This window comes from Pseudooceanicola sp. NS-SX9 (assembly GCF_057380705.1).
The window spans coordinates 2,533,054-2,554,012 of the sequence record NZ_CM170818.1; the positions used below are offsets into that span (position 1 = coordinate 2,533,054).

At 69.0% G+C, this 20,959-nt stretch carries 18 protein-coding genes; 9 read left to right on the top strand and 9 right to left on the bottom strand.

What is annotated here, in order from left to right; genetic code table 11:
• Window positions 1-39 precede the first annotated feature (39 nt).
• Complete coding sequence (locus tag AC2ITM_RS12010) at window positions 40-2,427, top strand: DEAD/DEAH box helicase (protein ID WP_486466876.1); 2,388 nt, start codon at window positions 40-42, stop codon at window positions 2,425-2,427.
• A gap of 400 nt (window positions 2,428-2,827) precedes the next feature.
• Here AC2ITM_RS12010 and AC2ITM_RS12015 read toward each other — a convergent pair whose 3' ends face one another.
• The 4 genes from AC2ITM_RS12015 to AC2ITM_RS12030 are packed head-to-tail and all read right to left on the bottom strand — an operon-like array spanning window position 2,828 to window position 6,490.
• Window positions 2,828-3,754, bottom strand: coding sequence for an ABC transporter substrate-binding protein (locus tag AC2ITM_RS12015; RefSeq protein WP_486466877.1), 927 nt, complete (start codon window positions 3,752-3,754; stop codon window positions 2,828-2,830).
• Window positions 3,754-4,551: an ABC transporter ATP-binding protein gene (locus AC2ITM_RS12020; protein ID WP_486466878.1), complete on the bottom strand. Its 798-nt coding sequence runs from the start codon at window positions 4,549-4,551 to the stop codon at window positions 3,754-3,756. Before AC2ITM_RS12020 ends, AC2ITM_RS12015 begins: the two co-directional genes overlap by 1 nt.
• Entirely contained in the window at window positions 4,548-5,366 is an 819-nt protein-coding gene (locus AC2ITM_RS12025; protein ID WP_486466879.1) for an ABC transporter permease, read from the bottom strand. Before AC2ITM_RS12025 ends, AC2ITM_RS12020 begins: the two co-directional genes overlap by 4 nt.
• On the bottom strand, window positions 5,363-6,490 hold the full coding sequence (locus tag AC2ITM_RS12030; RefSeq protein WP_486466880.1) for an aryl-sulfate sulfotransferase: 1,128 nt from the start codon (window positions 6,488-6,490) through the stop codon (window positions 5,363-5,365). Before AC2ITM_RS12030 ends, AC2ITM_RS12025 begins: the two co-directional genes overlap by 4 nt.
• A 190-nt stretch (window positions 6,491-6,680) precedes the next feature.
• Here AC2ITM_RS12030 and AC2ITM_RS12035 point away from each other — a divergent pair, with 190 nt between their 5' ends.
• Window positions 6,681-7,667, top strand: a complete 987-nt coding sequence (locus AC2ITM_RS12035; protein WP_486466881.1) for a LacI family DNA-binding transcriptional regulator — start codon at window positions 6,681-6,683, stop codon at window positions 7,665-7,667.
• Window positions 7,668-7,996: 329 nt separating this feature from the next.
• On the opposite strand, the gene AC2ITM_RS12040 is transcribed toward AC2ITM_RS12035, so the two are convergent.
• Entirely contained in the window at window positions 7,997-8,449 is a 453-nt protein-coding gene (locus tag AC2ITM_RS12040) for a YaiI/YqxD family protein (protein WP_486466882.1), read from the bottom strand.
• 150 nt (window positions 8,450-8,599) lie between these two features.
• Between AC2ITM_RS12040 and AC2ITM_RS12045 the strand changes: the two genes are divergently transcribed.
• On the top strand, window positions 8,600-9,841 hold the full coding sequence (locus AC2ITM_RS12045; protein WP_486466883.1) for an NAD(P)/FAD-dependent oxidoreductase: 1,242 nt from the start codon (window positions 8,600-8,602) through the stop codon (window positions 9,839-9,841).
• On the opposite strand, the gene AC2ITM_RS12050 is transcribed toward AC2ITM_RS12045, so the two are convergent.
• On the bottom strand, window positions 9,838-10,644 hold the full coding sequence (locus AC2ITM_RS12050; RefSeq protein WP_486466884.1) for an IclR family transcriptional regulator: 807 nt from the start codon (window positions 10,642-10,644) through the stop codon (window positions 9,838-9,840). The two genes, AC2ITM_RS12045 and AC2ITM_RS12050, sit on opposite strands and share 4 nt — an antisense overlap.
• A 171-nt stretch (window positions 10,645-10,815) precedes the next feature.
• Here AC2ITM_RS12050 and AC2ITM_RS12055 point away from each other — a divergent pair, with 171 nt between their 5' ends.
• The 5 genes from AC2ITM_RS12055 (at window position 10,816) to AC2ITM_RS12075 (ending at window position 16,514) form a co-directional block, all read left to right on the top strand.
• Complete coding sequence (locus AC2ITM_RS12055) at window positions 10,816-11,826, top strand: TRAP transporter substrate-binding protein (RefSeq protein WP_486466885.1); 1,011 nt, start codon at window positions 10,816-10,818, stop codon at window positions 11,824-11,826.
• Window positions 11,827-11,892: 66 nt separating this feature from the next.
• Complete coding sequence (locus AC2ITM_RS12060; protein WP_486466886.1) at window positions 11,893-12,405, top strand: TRAP transporter small permease; 513 nt, start codon at window positions 11,893-11,895, stop codon at window positions 12,403-12,405.
• Window positions 12,405-13,706 (top strand): TRAP transporter large permease, encoded by a 1,302-nt coding sequence (locus tag AC2ITM_RS12065; RefSeq protein WP_486466887.1) that lies wholly within the window; start codon window positions 12,405-12,407, stop codon window positions 13,704-13,706. Before AC2ITM_RS12060 ends, AC2ITM_RS12065 begins: the two co-directional genes overlap by 1 nt.
• A gap of 16 nt (window positions 13,707-13,722) precedes the next feature.
• Complete coding sequence (locus tag AC2ITM_RS12070) at window positions 13,723-15,048, top strand: aromatic ring-hydroxylating dioxygenase subunit alpha (RefSeq protein WP_486466888.1); 1,326 nt, start codon at window positions 13,723-13,725, stop codon at window positions 15,046-15,048.
• A gap of 8 nt (window positions 15,049-15,056) precedes the next feature.
• Window positions 15,057-16,514 carry a glutamine synthetase family protein gene (locus tag AC2ITM_RS12075; protein ID WP_486466889.1) on the top strand — a complete coding sequence of 486 codons (1,458 nt, stop codon included), beginning with the start codon at window positions 15,057-15,059 and terminating at the stop codon, window positions 16,512-16,514.
• Here the strand turns inward: AC2ITM_RS12075 and AC2ITM_RS12080 are convergent.
• Entirely contained in the window at window positions 16,508-17,071 is a 564-nt protein-coding gene (locus AC2ITM_RS12080) for a helix-turn-helix domain-containing protein (protein ID WP_486469427.1), read from the bottom strand. The genes AC2ITM_RS12075 and AC2ITM_RS12080 overlap by 7 nt on opposite strands.
• Window positions 17,072-17,177: 106 nt before the next feature.
• Here AC2ITM_RS12080 and AC2ITM_RS12085 point away from each other — a divergent pair, with 106 nt between their 5' ends.
• Window positions 17,178-18,344, top strand: coding sequence for a benzoate/H(+) symporter BenE family transporter (locus tag AC2ITM_RS12085; RefSeq protein WP_486466890.1), 1,167 nt, complete (start codon window positions 17,178-17,180; stop codon window positions 18,342-18,344).
• Here the strand turns inward: AC2ITM_RS12085 and AC2ITM_RS12090 are convergent, their stop codons facing one another.
• A complete protein-coding gene (locus tag AC2ITM_RS12090; protein WP_486466891.1) occupies window positions 18,345-19,274 on the bottom strand; it encodes an alpha/beta hydrolase in 930 nt (309 codons plus the stop codon). It abuts the gene before it with no gap.
• Window positions 19,275-19,285: 11 nt separating this feature from the next.
• Window positions 19,286-20,839, bottom strand: a complete 1,554-nt coding sequence (locus AC2ITM_RS12095; protein ID WP_486466892.1) for a hypothetical protein — start codon at window positions 20,837-20,839, stop codon at window positions 19,286-19,288.
• Window positions 20,840-20,959: the final 120 nt, after the last annotated feature.

Sequence of the window (20,959 nt, forward strand, 5' to 3'; positions counted from 1 at the left end):
TTTCGCCACGGCCCTCTGCCCGATTGGACCCCTTTACCCATGCTTTCCACCATCTCCGACGCCCTCGCCGAGCGGGGCTATGACACCCTGACCGAGGTTCAGCAGGCCGTCTGCGCCCCCGAGCTTGCAGAAGCCGACCTGCTGGTCTCGGCCCAGACGGGGTCCGGCAAGACGGTGGGCTTCGGCCTTGCCATCGCGCCGACGCTGCTGGGGGACGATCCCCGCTTCGGTCCGCCCGCCGCGCCCCTGGCGCTGATCATCGCCCCCACCCGCGAACTGGCCATGCAGGTCGCCCGCGAGCTGGAGTGGCTGTACGGCAAGGCCGGTGCCCGCATCGTCACCAACATCGGCGGCATGGATGCCCGCAACGAACGCCGGGCGCTGGAACGCGGCGCCCATGTCGTCGTCGGCACCCCCGGCCGCCTGCGTGACCACATCGCCCGCGGCGCCCTGGACCTGACCGAGATCCGCGCCATCGTGCTGGACGAAGCCGACGAGATGCTGGATCTGGGCTTCCGCGAGGACCTGGAATACATGCTGGGCGAGGCGCCGGAAACCCGCCGCACGCTGCTGTTCTCGGCCACCGTGCCGCCCTCGATCGAGAGCATGGCCAAGCAGTTCCAGCGCGACGCCGTGCGTGTCAGCACCGTGTCGGGCAAGTCGCAGCATTCGGACATTGCCTACCAGGCGGTGCAGGTCAGCGCCCGCGACGCCGAACATGGCATCATCAACCTGCTGCGCTTCCACGATGCGCAGACCGCCATCGTCTTTGCCAATACCCGCGCCGCCGTGGCCCGCCTGACCGCACGGTTCTCGAACCGCGGCTTCTCGGTGGTGTCGCTGTCGGGCGAGCTCAGCCAGGATGAACGCAGCCACGCCCTGCAGGCGCTGCGTGACGGCCGGGCCCGTGTCTGCGTCGCGACCGACGTGGCCGCCCGCGGCATCGACCTGCCGAACCTGGAACTGGTGATCCACGCCGACCTGCCGATCAACACCGAAGCCCTGCTGCACCGTTCGGGCCGCACCGGCCGGGCCGGGCGCAAGGGGATCTCGGCGCTGATCGTGTCGGACCGCGATGTCAAGAAGGCGCAGCGCCTGCTTCGCTGGGCCAAGATCGAGGCCGACTGGACCTTTGCCCCCTCGCCCGAGGCCATCCGCGAGAAGGACGAGGCGCGCCTGCTGTCCGATCCCGCCTGGACCGATCCGATGACCGACGAGGAAACCGCCTTCGCCGCCAAGCTGATGGAGGCCCATGCCCCCGAAGCGATCGCCGCCGCCTGCCTGCGCCTCTACCAGGGGCGCCTGTCAGCCCCCGAAGAGCTGAACCAGGCCCCCGCCCGCGGCGAGCGCGAAGAACGCCCGGCCCTGGGCCCGACCGTATGGTTCGCCCTGTCGGTCGGCCGCAACCGCAATGCCGAACCGCGCTGGCTGCTGCCGCTGCTGTGCCGTGCCGGGGGCCTCGACAAGGTGAACCTGGGCAAGATCCGCGTCCAGGACGAGGTGACCTATGTCGAGATCGCCGAAGCCGCCGCCCCGGATCTGCAGGCGCATCTGGGCCCGAACGGGGTGCTGGAAGACGACATCACCGCGACCCTGCTGGCCGAGCTGCCGGAGGACGCGCTGAAGCCGCGTCCGCGTCCCGAGCGGGGCGAACGCCCGGCCCGCGCCCCGCGCGAGGACCGTCCGCGCCGTGACTATTCCGAAGCGCGCGCGCCCCGCGAAGCGACCGAGGACGGCGACGAGGCCCCGCGCGAGCGCAAGCCGCGCTGGACCCCCGAGGACCGCGCCGCCGCCGCCGAAGCCCCCCGCGACGAGGCCCAGGAGCGTCCGCGCCAAAGCTACGGCGACCGCCCGAAACGCGCCTATGGCGACAAACCGGCGGGTGGCTACGGCGACCGTCCGAAGCGTGCCTATGGTGACAAGCCCGCAGGTAGCTACGGCGACAAGCCCAAGCGCGCCTATGGTGACAAACCGGCAGGTGGCTACGGCGACAAGCCCAAGCGTGCCTATGGGGACAAAACGGCAGGCGGCTATGGCGACAAGCCCAAGCGTGCCTATGGGGACAAACCGGCAGGCGGCTATGGCGACAAGCCCAAGCGTGCCTATGGGGACAAACCGGCAGGCGGCTATGGCGACAAGCCCAAGCGTGCCTATGGGGACAAACCGGCAGGTGGTTACGGCGACAAGCCCAAGCGTGCCTATGGGGACAAACCGGCAGGCGGCTACGGTGACAAGCCGAAGCGTCCCTATGGGGACAAACCGGCAGGCAAGGGCTTTGGCGACAAGCTGAAGAGCGCCTATGGCGACAAGCCCGCCAAGCCCGCGCGCAACTTCAGCGATGCCAGCCAGTCCTTCCGCAAGAAGCCCGGCGGCAAGCCGAACTTCAAGGGCAAGGGCGGCGACGTGCCGCCGCGCCGCAAGGGCTGATCCCAAGCGCCGCAAAGGCTGATCCCAAGCGCCGCAAAGGCTGATCCCAAGACGAAACGGCCCGCCTCGCGCGGGCCGTTCTGCGTTTCGGGCGGGGCTTTGCCAAGGCCCGGTGTCGCCGGGGCGATACACGGCAGGCCCAAGCCGGCGGGCAGCCCCCGGGCAGACCCGATCGCGCCCGCCGCACCCGTCCAGCCCCTAGTGGCCCCGATCCGGTACGACGCGTCTGCCCCCCGGCGGCAGACCCGAACCGGCACGTCGCGCCCGTCCAGCCCCCTGCGGGACCGATCCGGCCCGCCGGTTCCGGCAACCCCCGGTCGCTGGGCTCCGGGCCGGGGGCCATGGTCGCGGATCCGTTTTCCGCAAGCCCCCCAAGGCCCCCAGGGCAGATCCGGCGGGCCTAGAAGGCGCGGACCATGTGGGCCTCGACATCGGCCGCCGTCAGCGGCTGGCCCTTCACCACGCCCTGCGCCAGGATCCAGTTCGCCTCGCGCGTCAGCAGGGCCGTCAGGTCATCGCCTAAGGTCAGGCCGAAGGTCACGTCCTGCCACATCCCGGCCAGCGCCTGGGCCGAGACCGCGCCCTGCATATCCTTCGCCACCAGCGTCATCGCCGCCTGCGGATCGGCCTTCACATCCGCATCGGCGCGTTGCAGCGCGGTCATGAAGGCCTTCAGCTCGGCCAGCCGCGCGCCCGTCATCGCAGGCGTCGCCGCAAGGATCGAATGCACCGCATAGCCCGTTCCCGGCAGCGCGGTGTAATGGCTGCCAAGCGCCTGTTTCGCCGCGCCGTAGAAGGTCGGGAAGGGCACGATCGCATCGACATCCCCGCGCACCACCGCAGCCACCAGATCCCCCGGCGCGGCCGAAACGATCTGCGCCTTCACCCCCGCCTGCGACAGCATCGTGTCGAGGAAGAAATGCACGTTGGTGCCGATGGTGGTGCCGATCCGGCGGCCCTCCAGATCCGCGACCCCGGCCAGCGGCCCGGCCTTGTCATTGCCGATGATGAGCGAGCCGGTATAGCGCGACAGATCCCCGACGATGGCGAATTTTTGCCCCGTCAGCATCCCCGTCGCGGCCGGGAATTCCGCCATGAAGGCCACGTCCACCTGCCCGCCCAAAAGCGCCTCGAAGCCCTCGCGCCCCGAGGCGAAGGGCACGGTCTTCACCTCCAGCCCGGCGTCGCGGAAATAGCCCTTGGCCAGCGCCACATCGACCTGCGGCGTGTTGGGATTGGGGCTCCAGGCGAAGGTCAGCGTGTCGGCCGAGGCCAGAACGGGCGCGAGGCCCAGCACCAGGGCTGCGGCAATGCGGTGAAGGATCATCAGAGGTCTCCTGTCGGCATGAGGGAAGAGGCGGGGTGCAGCAGATCGAGGATCTCCTGCCGGATGCGCAGCAGTTCGCCGCCCTGCGAAAGGCGGCGGGGGCGCGGGTCGGTCAGGGCATAGTGGCGGATCAGCCGGCCGGGCGCCTGGCTGAGGACATGGATGTCGTCGGCCAGCAGCAGCGCCTCGTCGACATCATGGGTGACGAACAGCACCGTGGCGCGGTGCTTCTGCCAGACCTTCAGCAGCAGACCGTGCATCGCCACCCGCGTCTGCGCATCCAGCGCCCCGAAGGGTTCGTCCATCAGCAGCACCCTTGCGCCCGAGGCAAAGGTGCGCGCGATGGCCACCCGCTGCTTCATGCCGCCCGACAGCTGCTGCGGGAATTTGGCGGCGTGATCGGCAAGGCCCACCTCCTCCAGCGCGGCACGGGCGCGGGCGATTTCCTCGTCCCGGGGCAGCCGGAAGCGTTTCAGCGCGAAGCGCACGTTGCCAAGCGCGGTGTACCAGGGAAACAGCGCATATTGCTGGAAGATCACGCCGACGGCCTCTGAAGGGCCGGTGACGGGCCGGCCGTCGATCCCGAGCGTGCCGCCCGAGGGGGCCACGAAGCCGCCAATCGCATTCATCAGCGTGGACTTGCCACAGCCCGAAGGCCCGATCAGCGCGGTGAAGGATCCCGGGCGCAGCTCCAGATCGGTGGGCAGCAGCGCGGTGTGGCCCTGAAAGCGGATCGTCAGGCCGCGGGCCAGGACATGCCCCTGTGCGGGGTGATCGGTGGGGGTCATGGCGGTCATCCCTGCTGCTCCCAATGGACAAGCCTGCGGCCGATGTGCTGCACGATCAGATCCGCCAGCGCGCCCAGCATCCCCAGCAGGATCAGCAGGGCGAACATGCGGTCGGTGCGGATGTACTGACGGGCCTCCTGCAACCGGTAGCCCAGCCCCGAGGACGCCCCCGACAGCTCTGCCGCCACCAGCGACAGGAAGGCCAGCGCCACCCCCAGCCGGATGCCCGCAAAGATGTAGGGCGCGGCTGCCGGCAGGATCACGCACAGGAACTCTCGCAGCCGCGACGTGCCCAGCGAGCGCGCGGCGCGCAGGTAGATCTCGGGGACGTAGGACATGCCGTGGTGGGTGTTGAACCAGACCGTCAGGAACACCGTGTAGGAGATGACAAAGATCTTCGCCCCCTCGCCGATGCCGAACCAGACGATGGCCAGCGGCACCAGCGCGATCGCCGGGATCGGCCGCAGCAGGCTTAGGAACGGGTTCAGCAGCAGCCGCAGCAGCGCCACCCGCCCCGTCACCAGCCCCACCGCCACCCCCAGCAGCGACCCGATGGCAAAGCCCGCCCCGGCGCGCGACAGCGACACCGCCAGATCGGTCGGCAGGGTGCCGTTGCGCCACATCTCGACCCCGGCGGACCAGGTGGCCCAGGGCGAGGGAAAGATCGCCTCGGGCAGCAGGTGCAGCGCCGCCACCCCGGACCAGAGCGCCAGGATGAACACGAACGAGATCAGCGGCCGGGCCATCCCCGCCCCCTGCCGCAGCAGCGGCATCAGGCGGGGGCGCGCGGGCGCCGCGCGGGGCAGATCGCGGGCCATGCTCATAGCCAGTCCACCGCAGCATAGCGGTGGGCGCGGAAGCAGGAATTGTGCTGGCCCTTGATGAAGCCGTTCAGCGGCGCCGGGTATTCGGCGAAATCGGGGATCACGTATTCCCAGACGACCTGACCTTCGGGGGTGACTTCGAACAGCCGCCCGAAGGCGCTTTCGCAGATGAAGGTGTTGCCGTTCCACAGCCGCTGGCAGCCGCCCATGTAGGGCGAGAAGAAATTCGGCGCCATGCTGTCGGCATAGGACCAGACGGTGGCGCCGGTCTTCGGATCGACCTCCAGCGCCCGCGAGAACGGCGAGGTGGACCCGACCCGCAGGTTGCCGTTGTCAAAGCACAGGATCGCGCCGGTCTCGGTTTCGACGGGGGTGTGCTGCTGGGCCACGACATCGGGCCCCAGATGCCACACGATTCGCCCCGAGGCCCGGTCGACCGCGATGATCCCCGAGGTGGTGCGCAGGCTCATCAGGATCAGCCCGTCGCGAGTGACGGAAACGCCGTTGATCATCGGCCAGTGGCGGCGGTCGAAGATCGGGTGGATCGGCAGATCGGCCGGGTCGATGTGATCCCAGATCCGCCATTCCCAGACGACCTCTCCGGCGCGGTTCACTTCGCGCACGATGTCGGACTGGATGATGCCATCGGCGCCGTCCTTGCGGGGATCGCCGCCGCAGACCCGCGCCGCCTTGTCGGCGGGCAGCGGTGCGGCGACGGTATAAAGCAGATGGCCATTGGCCAGCCACTGGCCGTCATGGTGGTGATAGATGTCCTCGTGCCGCCAGACGATCTGGCCCTCGGGGGTGGCCTCGTAGAAATCGCCGCCATGCCAGAGGTCCCAGGCCGGATAGAGCCCGGCCGAGGTCGCGTGGCTGCCGTTGTAGCCCAGGTTGCCATTGGCCAGCAGCACCGCGTCACGGCCCGCGCGCACCGGCATCTGCCAGCGGTGCACCGGCTGGCCATCGGCGCCGATCAGATCGACCCGCCCGCCCGCGGTCTGCCCGGCAAACAGCGTATAGCCCCCCGCCGACCGGGTCCGGTCCCAGGCCCGAAGGCCAGTGGCGCGGCGTTTCAGCGTCACCTGTTCGGGCAGGTCGGCGGCCGTCGTCGTCATCTTGTTCATCCGTCTCTCCTTTCGGGCGAGGGCGCTCGTTAAATCGTTTTAATGATCCATAGCGCCTTGCTGCCGCGTCGTTAAAACGATTTAATACCCAAGGTCGCGGTTTTCTCGCGGCGCTGGATCGCTGGGCGGATTTTCGGGGGAATTGCCCGGAAAACCGGCAGGGATCGAAGGAAGACAGGGAGAATCGGCAATGAAGCGGCCGACGGTAAAGGATGTGGCCCGGCTGGCGGGGGTTTCCGCAGGCACGGTGTCGAATGCGCTTGGCGGCAAGCGGCGGGTGGATGCCGAAACGCGGCGCCGGATCGACGCGGCGGTGGCCGAACTGGGCTATGTGCCCAACATGGCGGCGCGCGGCATCCGCACCGGGCGGGCCAACACGATCGCACTGTTTTCCTCGATGCCGACGCAGGTGGCGGCGGGGGCCTCGAAGCTGGGCTTCATGATGGAGATCGCGGCCGCCGCCGCCCTGACCGCGCTGACCCGCGACGTGGCGCTGGTGCTGGTGCCGCCCATCGCCGATCCCGACCGGGCGCTGAACGCCATCCCCTTCGACGGTGCGCTGCTGCTGGAACCCGCCCCGGACGATCCCTTCCATGCCCTGCTGGCGGCGCGCGGCGTGCCGGTGGTGACGATCGGCGCCGGCGCCCCCGGCATCGAGCTGCATCACCGGACCTCGGCCGGGCTGCTGTGCGATCACCTGATCGCCCGGGGGGCCCGCCGGTTCCCGCTGATCATCGGCACCTCGGGGCGCGACAGCTATGCCGCCTTCGAAGCCGTCTACCGCGACCGCGCCGCCCGCATCGGCATGCCCCCCGAGGTGCTGCGCATCCCCGAAACCGGCGGCGAGGCCGCCGCCCGTGCCGCCATGACAGACCTGCTGGCCCGCCACCCCGACACCGACGGCATCCTGGTGCCGGTCGATGCGCTGGCCAGTGGCGTGATGGCGGGGCTGCGGGCCCATGATCGCGCGGTGCCCGGGCAGGTCCGCGTCGTCACCCGCTACGACGGCATCCGTGCCCGCACCGAGACCCCGCCCCTGACCGCGCTGAACCTGCATCTGGACGAGGTCGCCCGACTGGCCACCCTGACCCTGCTGGACCGGATCGAGGGGCTGGAGGTCTCGCATCCCGCCCCGCCTGCGCCGCAGCTGATCGTGCGGGCCTCTTCGGGCGGCTGAGGGGCTTTCGGGCCGCCTCCGGGGCATGGGACAGCCCGGCCCGCGCGCCAAGGTCTTGGACAGGAACCGCCGCAGCCCTTGGGCTCAGGCCGCCCCCGGATGCGCACTGGCCCCGGCAGTGCCCCGCCGCGACCGGGCAGAGCCTGCCAGCCGGGCCCTTCCCCACAAGATGCCCCTCAGGTGCGGTTCCTCATGGGAATGCTCTCGGGCACCTTGTCCAGCGGGCCTGATACGGGCGCCCATTCAGGAGCCTCGCACGGGGGCCCTGTACGGGGGCCTTGTACGGGGGGCCATTCGGGCGCCTGCACCCTGCCGCCGCATACCGGGGGTCAGCCCCGAAGGGCCGCACTCAGCGCCCGGTCCAGTGCCTGCAGAAAGCGCGACCGGTCCGCCTTGGAAAAGGACGCTCCGCCGCCGCGGTGGAACGGATCCGAGGCGCGGATGTCCTGCATCAGGTCGCGCGTCGCCAGGCGGGGGCCGATATTGGCAATGCTCAGCACCTCGCCATTGTGCTGCAGCACCTGCGCGCCTGCCTTCAGGCAGCGGTCCGCCAGCGGCAGGTCGGATGTCACCACCACGTCACCCGGCACGCATTGCTCGGCGATCCAGCGGTCCGCCACATCGGGGCCCTCGTCGACGATCACCAGCCGCACCAGCGGATTGCGCGAGGGCCTCAGGCCGCCATTGCACACCAGCACCATCGGCACCTTCAGGCGGGTCGCGACGCGCTCGGCCTCTTCCTTGACAGGGCAGGCGTCGGCATCGATGAAAAGCGTGGTCATGGCAGGTCTCCTTGCCGGCCTTCTAGCGGCTTCGTGCCGTCCCGCCCAGCCCCGTCGATCGGCGGTAAAGCCCCATCATGTGGCAAAACCGCCCCGGCGTCCTAGCTTGCCCACGGCAGGCCCGCAGCCACACCCGCACCGAGGTTCCCCATGCACATCGCCATCATCGGCACCGGCATCGTCGGCGTGACCACCGCCGCCTGGGCACAGCGCGACGGCCACCGGGTGACCTTCCTCGACCCGGCAGAGCCGGGCGCGGCCTGTTCCTTTGGCAATGCCGGATCGGTCTCGGACGGGGCGGTGCTGCCGGTGGGGATGCCCGGCATGTGGAAGCGGCTGCCGGGCTGGCTGCTGGATCCATCGGGGCCGCTGGTCATCCGGCCCGGTTACCTGCCCGCGCTTTTGCCCTGGCTGCGCCGGTTCCTGCGCCATTGCGACCCGCAAGAGGTCACCCGCATCGCCATCGCCCTGCGCGGCCTGCTGGAACCCGTCTTCGATGCCTATACCCCGCTGCTGCGCCATGCCGGCGTGTCGCATCTGCTGCGCCGCAACGGCTGCCTTTATGTCCATGCCTCGCGCGAGGCCGCCAAGCGATGGGCCTGGGGCACCAACCTGCGCCGCAATCTGGGGATCGAGCTGCAGCCGCTGGAGGGCGAGGCGCTGTTCGCGCTGGAGCCCGCCCTGCGCGGCAGCTGCGGCTTCGGCCTTTACGCCCCCGACCATGGATCCACCCCGGATCCGGGCGGGCTGGTGAAGGCCCTGCATCAGCAGGCCATGGCGGATGGCGCAGGTCATGTGAAGGCGCGCGCCACCGGTTTTCGGCGGACCGGCGACCGCATCACGGCCGTGCAGACCGACATCGGCGAAGACATCCCGGCAGAGGCCGTGGTACTGGCCGCCGGGGCCTGGTCGGCGCCGCTGGCACGGCAGTTGGGCAGCTGCATCCCCCTGCAAAGCCTGCGCGGGTACCATGTCAGCCTGACCGATCCGGGCATCACCCTGACCCGCAACATCATGGCGGTCGAGCACAACTTCATGGCCAGTCCGATGACCACGGGCCTGCGGCTGGCGGGCACGGTGGAATTCGCCGGGCTGCGGGCCGGCCCCGATCCCGCCCGGGCCGACCGTTTGCTGGCGCTCGGGCGACGGCTGTTCCCGGGGCTGCACGACGGGCCAGGCCACCGCTGGATGGGTCACCGCCCCTGCCTGCCCGATTCCCTGCCCGTCATCGGCCGGGCGCCCCGGACCGAAAACGCCTGGTTCGCCTTCGGGCATGGCCATGTCGGCATGTGCGCCGCCGCCACCACGGGACGAGAGCTGACGGCGATGATCTCGGGGCGGCCGACGGCGCTGGACCTGCAGGCTTTTGCCCCCGACCGCTTTGACCGCTAGCGCATCACCGCCGCGATCTGGACGGCGTAACGGTGCAGGATCTCGATGAATTCGGGCCAGCGCGGGCGGGGCAGAGACCCGGCCGGTTCCGACAGGCCAAGCGCCGCAACCGCCTGGCCGGGTCGGCCGACCGCCACGGCGATGCCGGTGGCTCCGGCCTCGAATTCGCCCTCGACGATGGCGGGACCACGGGTTCGGATCGCCGCGACCGCCGCGCGGATCTGCGCCCGGTCGGTCAGCGTCTCCGGGGTAAAGCGTTCGACGGGGGCGCTTTCCAGCATGTCCTCGGCCCAGGTGGGATCGCCATGCGCCAGCAGCACCCGCCCGATCGCCGTCGGCATCAGCGGCAGCCGGCTGCCCACCGTAAAGCCGAAGGTATAGCGCGCGTTCTGCTGCGGACCTTGCGCGACCCAGACGGCGTCCTCGCCATCGGGCATCGCCAGGCCCACGGAAAACCCCAGCTCCCGAGAGCACATCTGCAAGAGCGGCTGCACCAGGCGGCCGAACTGGTTGCCCCGCAGAAAGCCACCGCTCAGGACCAGGACATGGGGCGTCAGCGAGAACCGCGTGCCCTCCTTCTTCACATAGCCCAGATGCACCAGCGTCAGCACCAGACGGCGCACCACCGCGCGCTCGATCCCGGTAACGCGGGCGACCTCGGCCAGGGTCAGGCTGGCGTGATCCTCGTCGAAGGCGCGCAGCACGGTCATCCCCTTCATGAAGGTCAGGGAAATGTCCTTGGTCGGGATCTCGGGGCGCATGTCATCCGTCTGGCTGCCGCGCGGGGCGCGATTTGCGGGCATCAGACGCGATTTCCCCCCCGGTTCCAAGCCTGCCCCGGCGGGAATCATTGACGAAGACACCTCTGCTGTAAACCTTTTGGTACATTATCGCACAAAATCAAGAAAACGAGAGCCACCCATCCGGCCCACTGCTAGCAAGCGAGTCCCCATACGGGAGACAGGAGAGCCATCTTGAGAACCATCGCGATCACCGCCGCCCTCGTCATCGGCGCCGCCCTGCCCGCCGCCGCCAAGGACACGCTGCGCTATGCGCATTTCATGTCCGCCAACAGCTGGCAGCAGCAGACCATCTTCCAGGACTGGGCGAATGCCGTCCAGGATGCCTCGGGCGGGGAACTGGCGGTGCAGATCTACCCGGCGCAGACGCTGGGCAAGGCGCCTGCGGGCTATGACAATGCCAAAAACGGCATCGCCGACATTGCCTGGACCGTGCAGGGCTATACCGCCGGGCGCTTCCCGCTGAGCCAGATCATGGAGCTGCCGGGCCTGTTCGACACCGGCGCCGTGGGCAGCTGCGCCTTCCAGAAGCTGTATGATTCCGGCGCCCTGGCCGAGGAATACAAGGACACCCATGTGCTGTTCGTGCACACCCATGATCCGGGGCATCTGCATACCTCGAAGGTGGCGGTCCATACGCTGGCGGATCTGAAGGGGCTGAAGATCCGCCGCCCGACCACCGTCGTGGGCAACCTGCTGACGGAACTGGGCGCCGAACCCGTGGGCCTGCCCGCCCCCAACACCTACGAACAGCTGCAGCGCGGCGCCATCGACGGCTACATGCTGCCCTGGGAAAGCGTCGACAGCTTCCGCCTGGACGAGCTGACCGGCCATCACACCGTCTTCGGCTTCTATGCGCTGGCCTTCGTGGCAACGATGAACAAGGCGAAATACGACAGCCTGTCCCCGGCCGAGAAACAGGCCATCGACGAGAACTCCGGCATGAAATGGGCGGTGATCGCGGGCCAGGGCTATGACGATGCGGGCGCCAAGGTGCTGGCGCGGCTGAAGGAGACCTCGGACGTGATCACGCTTGATCCCGAGGAAAAGGCGAAATGGGCCGAGGCGGCGCAGAAGGCATCTGACGCCTATATCGCCGAGCTTGACGCCAAGGGCCTGCCGGGCAGCGCCACTTATGCCGCAGTGAAGGGCTATGTCAGCGACTGCAAGGCGATGCTAGACTAAGGACATCGGGCCGCCTTCGGGCGGCCCGTCTTTTTCCCGGCAATCCCAAGGGGATAATTCCTTTCCATGTTCGCGTTCCGACGCCTGGCCCACTGGGTCGAAACCGCCTGCACGGCGCTTTCCGCCCTGGCGCTGGCCTATCTTCTTTTCGTCGTCGCCTTCAACGTGCTGGCCCGCGCGCTGTTCGATGCCACGGGCTCGGCCCTCAACCTGATGCTGCCCGGCACGATCGAGCAGGCCTCGTACCTGCTGGGCGTCATCGCCTTGGCGGGGATCGCAGCGGCCCTGCACGAGGGCATGATCGCCGTCGACATCCTGCTGATGCGCCTGCCCTGCCGCTTGCGCAGCCTGGCGCTGCGGATCTGGCAGCTGGGCTTTCTGGTCTTCGCCGCCACGCTGGTCTGGCTGTTCGCCGGGGAAACCGCCGCCACCTTCCAGCGCGCCGAGGAAACCCAGGACCTGCGCCTGCCGCTGTGGCTGATCTACGCCGTCTACACCGCGCTCTGCGGGGCGATCGCGCTGCTGGCGCTGCGCGAAACCCTGGATGATCCCGCCGCCGCCCAGGGAGAGTTCAGCTGATGGATCCGCTGGATATCGGGCTGCTGTCGCTGGCGGCCCTCTTCGTCATCGTGCTGCTGGGCTGCCCGATCGGGCTGGCGATGGTTGCTGCGGGCTTTGCGGGCTTTGCCGCCATCGTGGGCCTTGCCCCCGCCCTTGGCGTGCTGAAGACCGCCACCTACGAGACCGTCACCAATTATTCCTACACGCTGATCCCGCTGTTCCTGCTGATGGGCAACCTGGTCAGCCGCGCCGGCATCGCCGCCGACCTGTTCCGCGGCGCGCTCTTGCTGACGCGGGGCTGGTCGGGGGGGCTGGCCGCCGCAGGCGTCACCGCCAGCGCGGTCTTTTCCACCGTCTCGGGGTCGTCGCTGGCCACGGCCTCGACCATGACGCGCGTCGCCCTGCCCGAGATGCGCGCCCATGGCTATGACCTGCGCCTGGCGGCCGGATCGCTGGCGGCGGGGGGCACGCTGGGCATCCTGATCCCGCCGTCGATCGCGCTGATGCTTTATGCGCTCATCACCGAGCAATCGGTCGGCACGATGTTCCTGGCAGGCATCCTGCCGGGGGTGCTGGCCTATCTGCTGTACCTTGTCACCATCCTGATCGTGGCCCGCATCTGGCCGCCCGACCCGGCGCTGCATGACGTGCCGCTGTCCATCGACGCCGCCCCCCGCCGCCGGTTCGAGGCGCTGCGCCTCTTTGCCCCGGCGATCCTGCTGTTCGGGCTGGTGATGGGCGGGCTTTACGGCAATGTCTTCACCCCGACCGAGGCCGGCGGCGTCGGCGCCGCGCTGGCGCTGGTCTTTGCGCTGGTGCGCGGCATCACCGCCAAGGCGCTGAAGGCCGCCTTCCTGGAAACCCTGCTGACCACGGGGGCGATCTTCCTGATCCTGATCGGCGCCGAGGTCTTCGGCTTCGTGCTGTCGACCTCGCAATTGTCGACGGCGCTGGTCGATCTGCTTGGGGCGCAGGGCTTTGGCCCCTGGGGCGTGATGGGGGCGATCCTGGTCTTCTACATCGTGCTGGGCTGCTTCATGGAAAGCCTGGCGATGATCCTGCTGACGGTGCCGATCTTCTATCCGATCGTCACTCAGGCCGGGTTCGATCCCGTCTGGTTCGGCATCATCTGCGTCGTCACGGTGGAACTGGGCCTGATCACGCCGCCGGTGGGCATGAACCTTTTCATGGTCAAGACCGCCTCGCCCACGACGCCCCTCGACAAGATCATGAGCGGCGTCATCCCCTTTGTCCTCAGCGATCTGGTGCGGCTGGCGCTGCTGCTGGCCTTCCCCGCGATCTCGCTTGCCCTGACCTGAAAAGGAGAGCCCCCCGATGATGAGCCAAAGCCTGAACGACAGCCTGACCCGCGTGGGTCCGGGCACGGATGCGGGCCGGGTCCTGCGCCGCTACTGGCAGCCCGCGGCCCTGATCGAGGAGCTGAACCAGAAGCGCCCCGTGGTCCCCGTCCGCCTGATGGGCGAGGACCTGGTGCTGTTTCGCGACGAGGACGGCAAGCTGGGGCTGATCCAGCGCCACTGCCCGCACCGCGGCGCCGACATGTGCTATGGGCGGCTGGAAGACAACGGCCTGCGCTGCCCGTTCCACGGCTGGCATTTCAACCGTGACGGCCAATGCGTCGAACAGCCCGCCGAACCCGAGGGCTCAAGGATGCATGAACAGATCCGCGCCCGCGCCTATCCGGTGGTGGAACGCGCGGGCATCGTCTTTGCCTATCTGGGCGAAGGCACGCCGCCCGCCTTCCCGGCGCTCGATTGCTTCCGCGCCCCCGACAGCCATGTCTTTGCCTTCAAGGGGCTGTGGGAATGCAACTGGCTGCAGGCGATGGAGGTGGGGATCGATCCCGCCCATGCCAGCTTCCTGCACCGCTTCCTGCAGGACGAGGATCCCGCCGACAGCTACGGCAAGCAGTTCCGCGACAAGGCCGCGAACACGGAAATCCCGATGACCAAGCTGCTGCGCGACTATCCCCGCCCCGATCTGGAGGTCGCCGAGACCGACTATGGCCTGAAGATCACCGCCCTGCGCCGGATGCAGGACGGCCGCATCCATGTCCGCATCACCAACCAGATCTTTCCCGCCGCCATCTGCATCCCGATGAGCCGCGAGATGACGATCACCCAGTGGCACGTCCCCGTCGATGACGAAACCTGCTACTGGTACGCGGTCTTCACCAGCTTCCGCACCCCCGTCGACAAGCAGAAGATGTACGACCAGCGGATCCGCGAACACCGCCTGCCCGACTATGCGCCGCTGAAGAACAAAGCCAACAACTACGGCTACAACCCCGAGGAACAGGCCAGCCACACCTATACGGGCATGGGGATGGACATCAACGTCCACGACCAGTGGGCGGTGGAAAGCATGGGCCGCATCCAGGACCGCACCGACGAACACCTGGGCCGCTCGGATGCCGCGATCATCCGCTACCGCCGCCAGCTGCGCGCCGCCATCGCCGCGATCCAGCAGGGCCGCACCGCAGATCTGCCGATGCAGGCGGCAGATCTGGATCACATCCTGGGCCCGATCTCGATCGACGCGATTGCGGATGACGGCGATATCGACAAGGCCTACCGGACCGAGGACCATCTGCGGCGCAGCCAATGCGGCTGGGATGCCGCCCTGGCGCAGGCAAGCTGAGGGTCCAGATGACACGCGACGTGACGAAGGCGCTGCAGGCCGGACGGCTGGCGCAGGACGGGCTGCTGGGCGCGCAGCAGATCGAAGAGGCCGCCGCCCTGATCACCCGTCTTGAAGGGTCCGGGGTCGAGACGATCCGCGTGGTCTTCGCCGATCCCCACGGCCTGCTGCGCGGCAAGACGGTGGTGACGGCGGCGCTGCCGTCGATCTTTCGCTCGGGCCTGAACCTGCCGGGCACGCTGCTGCTGAAGGATACCGCGAACCGCACCGTCTTTCCGATCTGGCAAGAGGCCGATGGCCCGATGGCGGCGCTGAAGGGCGCGGCCGACATGCTGCTGGTGCCCGATCCCGCCAGCTTCCGCATCCTGCCCTGGGCGCCGCATTCGGCCTGGCTGTTCTGCGATCCGGTGGCGCCTGACGGCCAGCCCCTGCCCTTTGCCCCCCGCCCCCTGCTGCGCCGCGCGACCGAACGCCTCGCCGCCCGCGACCGCACCCTGACCGTCGGGCTGGAGGTCGAGTTCCACGTCTTCGCCCGCACCGACGACGCGCTGGCCCATGGCGATGCCGGACTGCCCGGCACGCCCCCCGCGACGCGCCTGCTGGACCAGGGGTTCCAGTACCTCTCCGAGGCCTCCTATGACCGGCTGGAGCCAGTGATGGACCGCTTGCGCCGCATGGCCCAGGCGCTGCGCCTGCCGGTGCGCTCGACCGAGGTCGAGATGGGCCCCTCGCAATTCGAATTCACCTTCGATCCGGCCGATCCGATGACCCATGCCGACAACATGATCCGCTTTCGCGCCATGGCAAAGCAGGTCGCGGCCCGCGACGGGCTGCATGCCACCTTCATGTGCCGCCCCGGGGTCGCGAATGCCGCAAGCTCGGGCTGGCACCTGCACCAGTCGCTGTGCGATGGCACGGGGCGGAACCTGTTCCAGCCGGATGCCAATGGTGCGCTGCCGCCCGAGGCCTCAAGCTGGATCGCGGGGCTGCTGGAGCATGCCGGGGAATGCTGCCTGCTGACCACGCCGTCGGTGAACGGCTACAAGCGCTATCAGCCCTTCCAGCTGGCGCCCGACCGCATCGAATGGGGCCATGACAACCGCGGCGCCATGATCCGCGCGCTGATGCGGCCGGGCGATCCGGCGTCCCGCATCGAAAACCGCGTGGCCGAGCCCACCGCCAACCCCTATTTCTTCTTTGCCTCGCAGATCCTGGCCGGGCTGTCGGGGATGGAACGGGGCCTTGTCGCCCCGCCCGCCATCGAAACACCCTATGGCAAGGGGTCGCGCGCCCTGCCGCGCAGCCTGCTGGCCGCAATCGAAGCCTTCGAGGCCGGATCGCTGTTCCGCGACACGCTGGGGGACACGTTCTGCCAGTACCTCTCGACCCTGAAGCGGGCGGAATGGGACCGCTACATGGCCACGGTTTCGGACTGGGAACAGCGCGAGTATTTCGGCGTCTACTGATCCCCCGCCAGCACCCGGCGGGGATAGTGGATGGTGTTGTGGAACCGCGCCGCGAAGGCACCCGCGTTGCGATAGCCATGCGGCTGGTCGGCCCTGAACCGCAGCGCCTCGCCCGGGTGCAGCAGGTGGGTGGCATCGCCATGGGTGATCTCGACCACGCCCTCGGTGACGAAGATGTCCTCGACCACGCCGGTGTCATGCCCGGCCGAGCGGTGATCCTGCCCGGCGGTCAGCAGGATCACGAAGGTCTCGGCCCCAAGGCCCGGATCGAAGGGAAAGAGGGTGCGCACCGACAGATCCCCGATCCGCGCCAGGTGGTCCTGCATCCCGGAAAACACCTCGGTCGTCTCGATCATCTCGTCGATGAAGGCGCTCAGCGGCAGGTGAAAGCCGCGCGCCAGCTTCCACAGTGTCGCCAGCGTCGGGCTGCTTTCGCCGCGTTCGATCTGGCCCAGCATCGCCTTGCTGACGCCGGTTTCCAGGGCGGCGCGCTGCAGGCTCCAGCCGGCCCGGGCCCGGGCGGCGCGCAGGTTGGTGCGGATCACGGTGTCGGACAGGCGGGCCTCCTCTTGTCTTCACGCGAAAGCGTGCGTTATAGCGCCCGGACGTTATAGCGCCCGATTCCGGTTTAGGTCGGGCCGCAGCCGCTGGCAAGGAGGCATCATGGTCGCGGGTTTCAAGCTGTCACACCTGGTCGCGGGGTTCCTGGCGGTTCTGGTGGGCTATACCAGTTCGGTTGCCATCATCTTTCGCGCCATCGAGGTCCTGGGCGCCACGCCCGCGCAGGCCAACAGCTGGATGCTGGCGCTTGGCGTCGGCATGGGGGTGTCGGGCTTCGTGCTGTCGTGGATCTACCGGATGCCGATCCTGACCGCCTGGTCGACCCCGGGCGCGGCGCTTCTGGTGATCTCGCTCAAGGGGGTCAGCATCGAAGAGGCCACCGGCGCCTTCGTCTTCTGCGCGCTGCTGCTGCTGATCACCGGCCTGACCGGCTGGTTCGAGAAGCTGGCCCGCCTGATCCCCACCCCGATCGCCGCGGCGCTGCTGGCGGGCATCCTGTTCCGCTTCGGGCTGGAGGTCTTCACCTCGATGCAATCGGACCTGCCGCTGGTGGCGGTGCTGTGCCTGACCTATCTGGCGGGCAAGCGGTTCTTTCCGCGCCTCGCCATCCCCGCGGTGCTGGCGGTGGGCATCGTCATGGCCTGGGCCACGGGCGATTTCCACGCCGACGCACAGTTTGGCCTGACGCTGGCCAGACCCGATTTCGTCATGCCGGCGTTTTCCCTGCCGGTGCTGATCGGGGTGGGCCTGCCACTGTACATCGTCACCATGGCCTCGCAGAACGTGCCGGGCGTGGCGGTGATGCGGGCAGCGGGCTATGCCGATCCGCCGGTCTCGGCAAGCCTTGTCGTCACCGGCCTGACTTCGCTGATCCTGGCGCCCTTCGGCGGCTATGCCTTCAACCTGGCGGCCATCACCGCGGCGATCTGCGCCAATGAAGAGGCCGACCCCGACCCCAGGGAGCGCTACCGCGCGGTGCTGGTGGCGGGGGTCCTTTATTGTCTGGTGGGCCTGTTCGGCGCCGCCGTCATCGGCCTGTTCGTCATCGCCCCCAAGGCGCTGGTGGTGACGGTCGCCGGGCTGGCGCTGATGGGCACCATCGGCAACGGCCTGTCGCAGGCCCTGGCCCGCCCCGAAGAGCGCGAGGCGGCGCTTGTCACCTTCATGACCACCGCCTCGGGCATCGCCTTTTTGCACATCGGCGCGCCGCTCTGGGCGCTGGTCTTCGGGCTGATCACCGAATGCGTGCTGCGGCCCCGCCGGGCCTGATCATTCGCCGTAGTCGCGGGTCAGGACCGCGTTCACATGCACCAGAGCCGCTTCCAGATGGCCGCGCCAGAACGGCCAGTCATGGCCCCCGGCATCGACCAGAAAGCGGTCCTGGATCCCCGCCGCCCGCAGCGCCAGATGCAGCTGGGTGTCGGCCTCAAGGAAGGGATCGCCATCGCCGGTGGCAAACCAGAACCGCGGCACCCGGGCAAAGCGCGCCCGCTCCGTCGCCGCGATCAGCACCTGCGGCTGCAGCGCCGCCCAGGCCGCGTTCACCCGGTCATCGCCCGTCAGCCCCGGCCCGATCAGCCCGCCATAGCGGCTTTCGTAGGCATCGGGCGACAGGCCCTTCAGCTGCCCCTCGGTGCGGAACGCGGCGCTGAGCGCTGCCACCCCCGCATAATCCTGGGGATGGCGCAGCTGGTAGATCACCGCCGCCGTCGCCCCCATGGAAATCCCCAGCAGCGCGCGGGCATCCCCGGTGCCGATGGCGCGATAGCGCGCCTCGATCGCGGGGACGAAATCCTGCTCGAACATGGTCTCCCACTTGGTGTCGCCATCGGCATCGTCCAGGAAATAGGTCGCCACCGCGTTGCTTTCGTCGCGCCGGCCATCGGGGGCCACCACGATCATCGGGCGGATCTGCCCCTGGGCGATCATCCGGTCCAGCAGCTGGTCAATGCCCGCCAGGTCGAACCAGTCATCCGCCTGCCCGGTGCCGCCGCCATGCAGCAGGTACAGCACCGGGTAGCTGCGGCTGTCGCTGTCGTAGCCCGGCGGCAGGTAGATATCGTAGCGCACCCGATGCCCCAGGACCCGGCTGGACTGGCTCAGGCCGGTGCGCACCTCGGCCGTCGCCGGCCCCGGCCCCAGGACCAGCGCGGCAGAGGCGGCCAGCATCACATGGCGAAGGGCACGAAGGGGCGACATGGCATGTCTCCTTACAGTTTCAGCTTGTAGGACACCGACAGGCCGCCGCCCAGCAGGCCGGGGCCGCGGGTGGCGTTCAGGTTCCAGGGAAAGCGGTTGGCGGCATAGTTCGAATAGCTGACCAGCCACCGGTCCGAGACCTGGTAGCTGGCGGTATAGGTGAAATCGGGATCCCAGTTTTCCTGCACCCCGTCGGGATAGGCATAGGCCGTCGCGCCGATGCGGAACCGGCTGGTCAGCGAGGTCGAGCAGCCCAGCGTATAGGCGGCATCCTGTGGTTCCGGGATCCCCATCCCGACCGAGCACGTCAGCTTGCGATCCCCCGGCAGCGGCAGTTCGGGCAGCTTGTAGGAGGCGCGGAACGACCCATCCAAAAGCCCGTTCAGCGCATTCGCACCGGCATTGCTGAAGCGCGCGCTGTAGTTCGAATAGCTGATGCTGACGTTCTTCACCGGCTGGAAGGTCAGCGAATAGGTGAAATCGGGATCCCACGAGGCCTGCTGCCCCTTGATCGGATAGCCCACGACGCCGAACTGGAACGAGAAATAGTCGTTCAGCTTCATCCAGCAGCCGGCGCCCAGCTTGGCCTTGCCGTACTTGGTCGAATAGTCCTTGCCGTCGGTATATTGCAGCGTGAAACCGGCGTTGACGTTGCACGACAGCCAGTGGTCCTTGACGAACTTGTCCCAGCCCGAGGGCGCCTCGGTCCCGGCCTGTACCGGCGCAACAACCGGCGGCGGGGCCTTGCCGCCCGGGGGCGGCGGCACCGGCGGCAAGGCAGCCGTGGCGGTCACGCGGCTCAGCCCCTCGGCACTGGCGCTGGCGCGGATCACCCGGGCGGGCGCCACGGCCCGGGGCGGCGGCGGCTGCAGGGCCTCGGCCGGGGTTTCGGCATGCAGGTTGATCGCCCCCATGCAGATGCCGGGGTTCATCGGATCGGGTTCGACGCAGCCGGGGGAAACGGCGGGCATCGGTGCGGTGATCCGGGTCGGCGCCGCGACGGGCACCGGAGGCTGCGCGGATTGCGGCACCACGGGAGGCGCCTCGGCCAGCTGTTCGGGCGGCGTGGGGGCTTCGACCGCGACGGGCGGCGGCGGCGGCGGCGCGCCGGTGCCCGCCAGGATCCATGCGGCCAGGTACTGCGCCAGGGCCAGCGCATCGGGATCGGACGGCAGATCCGGCTTTGGCGCCCCGATGGCCACCACCTGCCGCACCAGGCCCGCCTCTCCGTAGATCCGGCAGCTGATGCCCTTCTGGCAGTTCAGCACATAGGTGGTCGTGGCCTGCGCGGCGGCGGGCAGCACCACCGCCGAACCGTCGGGATAAAGCCGGTAGGCCAGCCCGTTCAGCGTGCCCCGCTGAAACCGCGGCCAGCTGCGGGCATCGGGCGTGTCGGTGCTGTCTTCGGTCGCGCCGGGCACGGCGGGATCGGCCGTGTCAATAAAAGCCTCGCCCGGGTTGACCAGCAGCCAGTCGGCGGCGGGGGCAGCGTTGGGCCGGGCGGGGGCGGCGTTCTCCTGCACCAGGATCGGTGCCAGCTGCAGCCCCTCGGGGACTGTTAGCACGGCCGTGCTAACATCCCCGGGCTGGGGCGGAACGGCTGCCCGGACCAGCCCCGGGGACCAGCCCATGAGCGGCACAAGCGCCAGCAGCGGCCAGCGCGTCACACAGACGCGAGGCACCGA